Here is a 12,134-nt window from a genome sequence, read left to right on the forward strand (position 1 = left end):
GAATAAATTGTATAACAACACTGGTAATTATTATTCTTTAACAACTACGGGGAGACTTTTCTCGATGACTTAAGGGATTATTTTGTTAGAGGTAGGTTCGTTTTTTGTTAGAGGTACGTGTAAATTCATTTAGAGGTAGGTGTAAAATATTTTAGAGGTACCTCTAACAGAAAAGTGTCGCAAGAGGCTCTGTTAAATCGCCCAAGGAGTTTAAAAAAAGCCCCCTCTTTCACAAGAGAGGGACTTTACCAACGATTAGTAGAAACATAATCTTATGTTTCTGAAAATATTACACTTTGTGGAGTGTTTCTAGAATAGATTATTCATGATCCCTGCCTCCGCCAAGGGCATGATAAAGATTAATCACTCCCTGGACTTCTTCAAAACGGTCTGCTACACGTGTTAATTGAGCAGTCAATAAAGCCTGTTGGGCCGTCAAAACTTCCAGATAGGTAGAACTACCATGCGACATCAGTAGTTCGGTACTTTCTACGGCAGAGGCCAAAGACTGAATCTGCCGTGTACGGAACGTTGTTTTTGACCGGGCTGTTTCAACTTGTTTAAGTGCGTTAATCACCTCTGTGCCGGCATTCAGGATCGTTTGTTTAAACGCAAGAGTAGCTTCTTCCTGTTGAGCCTTACTGATTTTCAGATTCGCACGTAATGCTCCCTTGTTGAAAATAGGCTGTGTTAATGAACCTACTGCCGAGAGTAACAGTTTCCCCGGATTAACGATAAAGGCTCCCGCATTATTCGTCCAACCTGCTGTTCCATTCAACACAAGTGAAGGATAAAAGGCAGATTTCGCCTCAGCAGTGGTGTAAAAGGCTTGTTGCAGAGCATATTCCGCGCTTTTCACATCCGGACGATTGGCCAATAGCTGAACAGGAATACCGGTGGATAACTCTTCTGGGAGTATCACGTCTTTCAGCCTACTCCGTTGAATCAGGTATGGTGATTCACCCAATAATAGAGAAAGACTGTTTTCGACCTCATAGATCTGGCGTTTCAAGTCGAAAAGGGATGCCTCGATCGCGTAATAATTAGCCTGGGTTTGTGAAACAGCTGCATCATTAGCCATACCTGCATCCATTAACGCCTGCATGGTAGAAACATTCTCTTTCCAGCTACGAGCTGTCTCTTCAGAGATCTCCAGCTGACTATCCAGCATAAGCAACGTATAGTAGGTGTTGGCAATGGAAGCGATTAATTGCGTTTGGACTGCTTGCTGATATTCCTGACTCTGTTCATAAGCTGCTTTAATACGCTGTTTCGCATTGCGTATCCGCCCGAAAATATCAACCTCCCAACTGGCGACTACCGGCAGGGTATAGGTATGGCTGTTTGAGTTGTTAAACCGGGAAACAGCTCCATCCAGTGCGAAATTAAAGGACGGTAGGAAAGAGAGCCGGGCTGTCAACAAAGCTGCCTCCGCCTGGTTAACCCGTAGATAGGCACTCCGCATATCTGTATTATTTTCCAGTCCGCGCTCAATTAAATAGTGTAAAGCCGGATCTGTAAACAAACTCCTCCAGTCCAGATCGCCCAATGAGAGTGTATCTTCGTTGGTCTGTAGGTCTCTGTATAAACGATCCGTTTGTTTCTCTATATCCGGACGGGAATAGGAACTATAGATTCCGCAACTTTTGAATAAGAAAGAGACGGATATCAATAAGATGAATGGTATAATTTGCTTCTTGTTCATTATTTTTCTTTTTTTGCTTTTTCTTTCTCAATCTCTTTCTTCTCTTTCCGGATCATTCGATCAGGTACGGTACGGGTCTCTTTCAAAGGGGTCAGTTTTTCCTGGAAGTATTCGAATACGACATAGAGAGTCGGAACAATAAAGAGTAAGGCAATCGTGCCTATCAACATCCCCCCGATTGCACCTGTTCCCAACGAACTATTCCCATTGGCTCCTACTCCGGAGGAAAACATCATGGGTAACAATCCAAAAATCATCGTTAACGCGGTCATCAATATCGGGCGTAAACGGGCTTTAGCTGCCGCAATAGCCGATTGAGAAAGTGTCATTCCGCTGCGGCGGCGTTCAACGGCATATTCAGTCAGCAGAATGGCTGTTTTTGCCAATAACCCGATCAGCATGATCAAGCCTGTTTGCAGATAGATATTATTTTCCAACCCCATGAGTTGGGCAAAGATAAAACTACCGGCCAGCCCGAAAGGGATAGATATTATGACAGCCAGCGGAATAAGGAAACTTTCATAAAGTCCACTTAGGATCAGGTAAGTCAATAAGATACAAATAACAAAAATCACAACGGTCTTATTTCCTCCCTTTGCCTCTTCACGGCTGATACCTCCGAAATCGTATCCGTAGCCTCTTGGCAATCCCTGATCACCCATTTCTTGAATGACCTGAATGGCATCGCCGGTACTATAGCCTGATGCGGGTTGTACGGTAACGGCTATACTATTGAAGAGGTTATAGCGGTTCATCGTCTCCGAGCCATACACCTTTTCAATAGTCAGAAACTGTGCGATAGGAGCCATCTCTTCTCCGATACGGACATAGATATTATTCAGTGACTCCTTATCCATGCGATACTCAGGAGAGGCCTGCACCATTACACGGTATACCTTGGAGAAACGATTGAAGTTGGACGCATAAATACCTCCATAATAACCCGATAATGTATTCAACACATCAGCCGGAGATATCCCGGCACGTTTACAACGGGCTGCGTCTACGTCGACCAGGTATTGCGGGTAATTGATGTTATAAGAAGAGAAGGCTATCTGTATTTCCGGCCGTTGGTTCAGCTTTCCAACAAACTCCTGAGTAATATTGTAGAATTCGGTCATGTCACCTCCTGTACGATCGAGCATATACAGGTCGATATTATTACCTGTTCCGTAACCCGGAATCATTGCCGGAGCAAAAACAAATAAACTAACGTCTTTGATATCTGCCGTGCGGCCATAGATTTGTTGCTGGATAGCGGCTACACTGCTCGCTTTATCCATACGTTCATTCCAGTCTTTCAAACGGAGAATAAACATTCCTAAAGATGTTCCGGTTCCGGTAGTCATACCGTATCCGGAGACCCGCGAATAATGTTCGATCTGAGGAATGTCTTTGATCCGGTTTTCCACCTCATCCAAAATGCGGCTAGTTTCACTCAACGAATTACCCGGAGCAGTACTAAGATCGACAAATATCATACCTTGGTCTTCTTCTGGCACCAATCCGGTTGGAGTGATTCGCATTAATACCACCAAAAGAACAACTGTTGCTACAACAATAGACCAGGTCAGGAATTTACGTTTAATAAAGAACATAGCCCCTTTCTTGTAACGTCCCAATACGGCATTAAAAGAGGTGTTAAATGCGATCTGCAAACGGCCTTCGAACGTTTTCGACCGGTCTTTGGAGGAAGAATGTGGTTTTAAGATCAATGCACACAAGGCGGGACATAATGTCAATGCATTCAATGCCGAAATTCCGACAGAGACGGCCATGGTAATACCGAACTGGGTGTAGAATGTACCCGATGTTCCTCCCATAAAAGCAACCGGAATAAATACTGCCATAAATACCAAGGTAGAGGCAAAGATCGCTGAAGTAATACCTCCCATCGCATCGACAGTCGCGGTGTACGAAGAGCGGTATCCCGTATCAAACCTTGCCTGGACAGCTTCGACAACAACGATCGCATTATCGACCACCGTACCGATACAGAGGATAATCGCAAACAGGGTCAATAGATTAATACTGAATCCTGCTACGGCCATAAAGGCAAACGTACCAATGACGGAGACGATCATAGAAATGGTTGGAATAATTGTTGCCCGGATGTTCTGCAAGAAGAAGTAAACGACCAATACCACCAGGATAATGGAGATAATGAGTGTTTTCAGAACTTCTTCGAATGATGCGAAGAGAAAGTCATTTGAACTCTGCATTGTTATAATCTCCAGCCCTTCCGGCAGTTCACTCCGGTGGTTTTCAATAAAGGCGTCGATATTATTGATTACTTCGGTTGCATTGGAACCTGTCGTTTGGAAGATAAGGCAGGTAATACCGTTATATCCGTCGGTAATACCCTCATAGGTATATTCGTCACGATCCATCTCCACATCTGCAATATCTTTTACGCGAAGCACTTCACCATTCGGCAGGGCTTTGATCACCATTTCTCCAAACTGTTCAGGGGTCACCAGACGCCCTTTGTACTTCATGGTATACTGATAGGTCTGTGATGAGTTTTCCCCGAAAGAGCCTGTTCCCGATTCGATATTCTGTTCGCCCAATATACCAATAATGTCGCTTGGTACCAGATGGTATTGCGCCATCACATCGGGCTTCAACCAGATACGCATACTGTAGGTCGAAGAGAGGATAACCATCTCTCCAACTCCGGTGATACGCAAGATCTCCGGCTGTAGGTTGATACGTGCATAGTTGGAGATGAAACTCTCGTCATAGCGGTTGTCCGGACTATATAACGAAAGCACCTGTAGTATACTGTTTTGTCTCTTAATCGTAGAGACCCCGATCTGCACAACTTCCGACGGCAATGTCCCGGTAGCCTTTGATACCCTGTTCTGAACATTTACCGCAGCCATATCCGGATCGGTACCCTGTTCAAAATAAACATATATGGAAACGGAACCGGAGTTCGTAGCTTCGGAAGTCATATAGGTCATATTTTCTACTCCGTTGATGGCCTCCTCCAGTGGAGCTACCACCGTTTTTAATACGGTTTCGGCATTTGCGCCCGGATAGGACGTCATGACCATCACAGTAGGAGGTGCAATGTCGGGATATTGTTCGATCGGCAGGGAGGATACACCAATCACTCCCAATAAAATAATGGCAATAGAGATTACGATAGACAGTACGGGTCTGTCTATAAAAGTTTTTATAGTCACGATAATTATATTTAAATTGGATTAATTGGAGCCCAAAAGAGGAGTCTCTTCTTTGTGGATATTGGCAATCGCTTTTGTCTGAACCGGCATATTGTCACGAATAAAACCAACTCCTTCGGTTAAAATCACATCTCCGGGTTGCAGACCGGTTTGTACAATATAATAGATATCTTCATTCACTGGAGCAACCTCAATCATGGTCGATTTGGCAATCCCATCGATATTGCGGTATACAAAGATTTTATCCTGCACTTCAAACGTCGCGCTTTTCGGTATCACGATACATTCGGAATGTGACGAGGGTATCAATACATTTCCTGATCCGCCACTATGCAGGAAGCCGTTCGGATTTGGGAATACGGCTCGTAAGGATACCGCACCTGTTCCCGATTCGATAACTCCGCTGATCGTCTCCACCCGTCCATTTTCCGCATAGAGGCTTTTATCGCTTAGTTCGAGTTGAATGGCCGGCATGGATTTAATCGCATTATCGACCGACTGATATTCACGGAGTAACGACAAGAGTTGGTTTTCCGTCATGGAAAAATAGACATACATCTGTGAATTATCGGAGATCTGTGTCAATGCTTTCAGCTGTGATGGGCTTACCAGCGTTCCGATTTTAAAGGGTAATGTGCCGACGACTCCGTCGGAAGGACTTTTTACCACTGTATAGGAAAGATTGTTTTTGGCATTTATCTCCTGTGCCAAAGACTGGTCGAGTTGTGCTTTGGCACTCTCCAAAGCATTCATAGCTGTTTGCAATTCAAAAGAAGAAACTACCTTCTTGTTGAAAAGCTCTTGTTTGCTGTCATAAGTCAGTTGCGCCGTATTGACATTTGCCCTGGCCAGATTCACATTTGCCGTAGCAGTCCGTAAGGCGGCCTGATAAGGTACCTGGTCAATGATAAATAGGGTTTGTCCTTTCCGGACAGTTTCACCTTCTTCTACACATACGTTCGTGATATATCCGGATACCTGAGGATAAATATCAATATCCGATTTGCCACGTATACTGGCCGTATAACTGCTTTTAAGAGATTTTTCAGTTGTCTGAATTTTCATCATCGCATAACCTGACTCTGCTCTCTCTTCTTGTTTCTGCTGGCATGCTGTCAATAATAAAATAAGTGACAACCCCACAAATTGTTTCTTTTTACCTAACATACTATTCGTTTCATATTTATTTTGCGTTGCAAATGTACGGGGTATTATACAGGATTAACTGTACAACGTCGGCACAGTATTGTTCATTTTCGGATCAAACAATAAGACAAAAGAAGGAATTACATTACATTTGTGTACAAAATAAGATATGATGCAAACTGCCACTCCTTTCAATTTTAAAGTATCTGAAAATAACCCGTTTATCGTGGGAGAATCTGATTTGGACTATTTTCTTGATCGTCCCCGTCGCCTGAATGGCGGAGGGATCTTTTTGTGTTTTTCAGGAGAAGCCGAAATCTCAGTCAATATGAAGCGTAGTACGATCAAAAAAAATATGCAGGTTATCTTATTGCCCAATGATCTATTGATGATCATTCGAAAAGATGATCATTTCAGAATACTCTATCTGATTTTTAACGATGAATTATTCGAAGAAGCCAGTTTCCGTATGGGATCCGATTATTTTGGTTTTTTACGTGATAACTTTTGTGCTCTCCTTCCCGCCGAGGCAATTAAAAATAATTGTCATACTTTCTATCTAATGGAAGATCTATACAAAGATCAGGAGAATCGGTTTCGTAACAAAATAGCAGTTAATTATATTCAGAACTATCTCCTCAATTCCTATGATAAAATATTTCGTTTCCACACTCAGAAAGAAATTAAAGAGTCCGACAGGCAAAATGAGCTTTTCAAAAAATTCGTAACCCTTGTTGATTCAAACTGCACAAAAATACGGGAAGTGACATTCTATGCAAACGAGTTATCTATCTCTACCCGTTATCTGACAACGATAGTACAGAAAAATGCGCAACTCTCCGCCAAAGCTTTTATTGATAACTGTGTCATACTCGAAATCAAACTATCGTTGCACACCTCCGAACTCACCATTCAACAGATTGCCGATCGTATGGGGTTTCCCGACCAGTCGTACCTGGGACGCTATTTCAAAAAACAAACAGGGATGTCTCCAAAGCAGTATAGAAAAAGGCCGAGTTCTTTTCGTTAAACAAAAAAGGCTGTCGAATCTCTTCAACAGCCTTTCTCTTATTCTTTTTTACCAGCTTATCTTGCCAGTTTCAATTCCTGAATCAATCGTGGGCATTTACCCCATTTGTCGATCATAAAAAGCATATAGCGCATATCCACGGAGATGCAACGTTGCAGTTCCGGTTCAAAAGCAATATCACCACTCATCGCTTCCCAGTTACCGTCAAAAGCCAAACCGATGACACGGCCATTTTTATCAAAGACCGGACTACCGGAGTTTCCTCCTGTGATGTCATTGTTGGAAAGAAAACAAAGCGGCAGTTCACCTTCGTCGTTAGCGTAAACTCCGAAATCTCCTTTACGGATCAACTCCAGGATCTCCGGCTGTACCCAGAACTCATCGCTGTTTGGATCTTCTTTTTCGAAAATACCACGTTGAGTCGAATAATAATTATACCAGGCTGCATCGTAAGGACGATACCCCAATACCGAGCCATAACTCAACCGCATGGTAAAGTTCGCTTCCGAAGGAAGTGCTTTATCCGGATACATCTCTTTCAATCCGGCAAAATAGAGGCGTTCGCCTTTTGCTATATCGTACTGATTACCTCCCATATATTGTTGCAATTCCATAATCGCCATCGTTGAAGAGAGGCTTAATTCGGCAGCAGGATCTTTTTTGAACTTCTCATACTGTTTCGGATCTTTCAGGATTTTCTCGATATTGGCTGGCGATAATAATAGTGTCTTTTTGAATACATCAGCTGCATATTTGGTATAATCTCCTTTGTATTTCTTATCGATAGCTGTATATACATCCGGTAAAAACTCTGCCGGAACATACTCTTTAACTACCTGCATCATCGCAGCCAGCACATTCTGATCCAATGAAGGCTCATAATCTTTAAAGAAGGGAATGATACGATCTTCCATAAATTCGTCGATCTCCTGAGGAGATGAACCTTTCACATCTACTCCCTGAATCATACGAGCCAAACGGGTAATTTCTGTTCCGCTGACAAACGCTTCGCTCAGATAAGTACCGATATTCCGATACATATTATTGCCGGTATACCCTTTCTCCAGTAGGTTCAACACATTCCCATAGGTCGATTTCAAACGATCATTCTGATTCGCCCATGTTGCAAATGTGGCTTCTTCATTTTTTTTCCTGTCGATGATATTCAGATTAGCCAATCCACGGTTCATCCCAATGGAATTCTTCCAGTAGTTGGAACTACTTGCAAATTTTGAAGCATACTTGATACGCACAGCATCGCTGGCCTGCATCGCATTTTTCCAAATCTCTTGTTTCGCCTCACGCACAGTAATACGTGGTATATTGATATCATTAATCCGTTGTTGTACACCCCATGAGGAAAGATAACGGTTGGTGCTTCCCGGGAAACCGATAGTCATCGCATACTCATTTTCTTTATATCCCTGGATAGATACTTCTGCTACATACTTCGGGGTGTAGGGACGATTGTCGGCACTATATTCTGCCGGTTCGTTGGAAGAGTTGGCGTATACACGGAATACTGAGAAGTCGCCTGTATGACGCGGCCACATCCAGTTGTCGGTGTCACCACCGAATTTACCGACTGAGCTGGGCGGTGCAAATACCATACGCACATCACGGAACACATTGTAAGTGACCAGGTAGTATTTATTGTTGTTATAGAAAGGTGTTACGCTGGCACGGATAAACGGACTCCGCCCGATTGAATCGACAAGCACACGTCCGATAGAATCAGCCGCAGCCAGACGTAGATGTTCTTCCGTATATTTATCCAGTTGACTGTTGATCCGATCGCTCACATCAATCATATCACGCAGATAATAGACGCTTAGTCCCGGAACAGGTAACTCCTGCTCTTTACTTTGCGAAACAAAACCATTTTTCAGATAGTCGTGATCCACGCTACTTAGTTGCTGAATGGCTCCGTAGCCACAATGGTGATTGGTAAAAATCAATCCCTCTTCCGAAACGGTGATTCCGGTACATCCTCCACCAAAGATCACAACAGCATTGGCTATTGCCGGGTCATTCTCACTGTACACCTGCTCGGCCGACAAGGTGAAACCCAGTTCAGCCATACGTGCCATATTCAGCTTGTTTAACTCTTTAATCACCCACATGCCCTCATCGGCATAGGTTTGTCCTACTGCTATAAAGGCCAGCAGTAATACCCACATTTTTTTCATATTCTTTTTTTTATCAATTAGTATTTAGTTTTTGTTTTTTTCGCTTTTTAAGTATGGCTTTCAAAACCGTTTGTTAAAAAAACGCCCGATATAAGGGAGTTCTTTCAACGGCAAATCCCTCTTCACAACGAAAGCAATATAGATCAATAATAATACGGTACGATAAAGGAATCGACCGATTTCTGATGCGATTGGCGGTAACATTCCGGCAACAAACAACAAAGCCGCTACTGCAAAGTAAATAAAAGCTGAGCGGATATCATACGAAATCGGGAATTTCTTTTGTCCCACGACATACGAGAGTATCATCATTAAGAGGTTGCAACCAAAAGAGGCCCAAGCGCAAGCCATATACCCATAAACAGGAGCAAAATAGACAATAATAAGAATCGTTACGACGCAGCCTATCGCAGAGAAGTAAGCACCCCATTTCGTTTGATCGATCAGTTTATACCATAGGGAGAGGTTGAAATAAATCCCGAAAAACAACTCACCCAACATGACAATCGGAACAACCTTCAATCCCGGATAATATTCAGGAGTCACAAAATATTTAATGATATCGATATAAAACATGACACCCAAAAAGATCAATAATCCGAAAATGATAAAGTATTTCATGGCCTCTACATACGCCTTATGATTCTGTTCGTCTTCTTTATTTTTTGCAAAGATGAATGGTTCATAGGCATACCGGAAAGCCTGGATAAACATCACCATAATCACAGCGATCTTGAAACAGGCACCATAAATGCCCAATTGCTCATTGGCATACATTTTATCTTCAAAAAGAAACGGGAAAATAATTTTGTCGGCTGTCTGGTTAAAAATACCAGCAATCCCCAGCAACAAGATAGGGAATGAATAACGAAGCATCTGTTTCAATAAGAATAGATCCGGTTTACTTCTGAAGCCGGGCAACATATCCGGAATAAGCAATATAAATGTGACAGCAGTCGTAAAGACATTCGCAATAAAAGCATATCCTACCCCATAATCGGGCTGGTAAAACCAATCGATCGTTTCCGGATAATACCGGTAAAGAAAGGGACAAGCGATAAAAAAGAACAGATTTAACGCTATATTCAGAAAAATACTGAATAATTTAATCCCGGCAAACCTGATCGCTTTGCCCTGATAACGCAGAAAGGCAAAAGGGATACTGCAAAAGGCATCCACTGCAACAATACCCAACATCATACCCACATACTCGGGGCGGTCGATATACCCTAATAGTTCACTGACCGGGGATAAAAAAACAGCGGCTAAAACAAGAAATAAAATAGAAGTGACACCCAGGCTGAACAAAGTCGTACTATATACCCGCATCGGGTTTTGTTCTTCTTTTTTATTGATAAACCGGAAAAACCCGGTCTCCATACCATACGTCAGAATAACCAATAAAAGTGCTACCCAGGCATACAGATTGGTAAATACCCCGAACTCTCCTGTGTTGGCAAGCACCCGTGTATACATGGGTACCAGTAGCCAGTTCAGAAACCGTCCGGCAATACTACTTACTCCATATATGGCAGTCTCTTTAGCCAATCGCTTCATTCCCTGAGCCATCTGTTAATCGAATAAAAAACCCTGTTCGTTGTGGCGTTTACGCCCGAGATGTGTATAGGCCAACTCTGTGACTTCACGTCCGCGTGGTGTCCGCTTAATAAATCCTTCTTTGATCAGAAAGGGTTCGTATACCTCTTCCAATGTGCCTGGATCTTCTCCCAAAGCAGTGGCAATAGTCGTCAATCCGACCGGTCCCCCGTTGAACTTATCAATGATCGTCGTCAACAAACGGTTGTCGATCTGATCCAATCCATATCGGTCGATATTCAATGCTTCCAGTGAAAAACAGGCAATCGCTTTATCGATATCACCATTCCCTTTGACCTGGGCAAAATCACGTACCCGTCGAAGCAACGCATTGGCAATACGAGGTGTTCCTCGGCTACGTGATGCAATCTCGCGAGCCGCATTCAGTTCGCATTTCACATTTAATATATCTGCACTGCGTAGGACGATCTTCGTCAATGTCTCCACATCATAATACTCCAGATGCATATTGATTCCGAAGCGGGCACGAAGCGGACTGGTCAACAAGCCACTGCGGGTAGTAGCACCTACCAGTGTAAAAGGGGATAGGTCTATCTGAATGGAACGGGCACTTGGTCCCTTATCAATCATGATATCGATCCGGTAATCTTCCATGGCCGAATAAAGATATTCTTCCACGACCGGACTTAACCGATGAATTTCATCAATAAACAATACATCATCTTTTTCCAGCGAAGTCAATACGCCAGCCAGATCTCCCGGCTTATCCAATACCGGTCCCGAGGTGACTTTAAATCCAACCCCCAACTCATTCGCAATAATATTGGACAAAGTGGTTTTCCCCAATCCCGGAGGACCGTGCAACAACACATGATCGAGTGCTTCATGACGCATACGGGCAGCCATGACAAAAATCTTCAGATTCTCGACCACTTTCGCCTGTCCGCTAAAGTCATGAAATGAAAGTGGGCGCAGTGCGTTCTCATACTCACGTTCATTTTCGGGAATCTGCGAATCTCTTATATCAAAATCTTCCTCCATATCAGCCAGATTAATGGACAAAGTTAATAATAAGCTGCAGATATGGAAACGACCCTCCTCCACAATTCGCAACTCCTCTTCTCCTTCTTCCTCCCTCTCATTACTTGAAAATTGTAATCACAACTTGTAAAAGTTAGGATTTACAACTTGAATGAGTTGTAGATTCTATTCATTTTCAGACCGTTTTTGGTAGATTCCGACAAATTACGATTTGTAACCTATTTTTCCTTTTCCAGAATTTCTCACCTTCCGTCGCCCCCCTATATTTGCATCGT

General features: G+C 43.0%; 7 protein-coding genes. 1 reads left to right on the forward strand and 6 read right to left on the reverse strand.

Annotated features, from left to right (window positions below; translation table 11 throughout):
* Positions 1-319 precede the first annotated feature (319 nt).
* The 3 genes from M2135_RS15160 to M2135_RS15170 are packed head-to-tail and all read right to left on the reverse strand — an operon-like array spanning position 320 to position 5,964.
* On the reverse strand, positions 320-1,705 hold the full coding sequence (locus tag M2135_RS15160) for an efflux transporter outer membrane subunit (protein ID WP_280749373.1): 1,386 nt from the start codon (positions 1,703-1,705) through the stop codon (positions 320-322).
* Positions 1,705-4,896: an efflux RND transporter permease subunit gene (locus M2135_RS15165; RefSeq protein ID WP_280749374.1), complete on the reverse strand. Its 3,192-nt coding sequence runs from the start codon at positions 4,894-4,896 to the stop codon at positions 1,705-1,707. Before M2135_RS15165 ends, M2135_RS15160 begins: the two co-directional genes overlap by 1 nt.
* Positions 4,897-4,917: 21 nt before the next feature.
* Complete coding sequence (locus M2135_RS15170; RefSeq protein ID WP_280749379.1) at positions 4,918-5,964, reverse strand: efflux RND transporter periplasmic adaptor subunit; 1,047 nt, start codon at positions 5,962-5,964, stop codon at positions 4,918-4,920.
* A 247-nt stretch (positions 5,965-6,211) separates the two neighbouring features.
* On the opposite strand from M2135_RS15170, the gene M2135_RS15175 reads away from it, so the two are divergent.
* Positions 6,212-7,072 carry a helix-turn-helix domain-containing protein gene (locus tag M2135_RS15175; RefSeq protein WP_280749375.1) on the forward strand — a complete coding sequence of 287 codons (861 nt, stop codon included), beginning with the start codon at positions 6,212-6,214 and terminating at the stop codon, positions 7,070-7,072.
* A gap of 56 nt (positions 7,073-7,128) precedes the next feature.
* On the opposite strand, the gene M2135_RS15180 is transcribed toward M2135_RS15175, so the two are convergent.
* From M2135_RS15180 to ruvB, 3 genes are read right to left on the reverse strand one after another with little or no spacing between them, the layout of a single operon-like run.
* Positions 7,129-9,261, reverse strand: a complete 2,133-nt coding sequence (locus M2135_RS15180) for a S46 family peptidase (protein WP_280749376.1) — start codon at positions 9,259-9,261, stop codon at positions 7,129-7,131.
* Positions 9,262-9,321: 60 nt separating this feature from the next.
* Positions 9,322-10,830: an oligosaccharide flippase family protein gene (locus tag M2135_RS15185; RefSeq protein WP_280749377.1), complete on the reverse strand. Its 1,509-nt coding sequence runs from the start codon at positions 10,828-10,830 to the stop codon at positions 9,322-9,324.
* Positions 10,831-10,833: 3 nt separating this feature from the next.
* Positions 10,834-11,859, reverse strand: coding sequence for a Holliday junction branch migration DNA helicase RuvB (ruvB, locus tag M2135_RS15190; RefSeq protein WP_280749378.1), 1,026 nt, complete (start codon positions 11,857-11,859; stop codon positions 10,834-10,836).
* Positions 11,860-12,134: the final 275 nt, after the last annotated feature.

The organism is Parabacteroides sp. PF5-9, from assembly GCF_029893105.1.
Taxonomy (GTDB): Bacteria; Bacteroidota; Bacteroidia; order Bacteroidales; family Tannerellaceae; genus JARXWG01.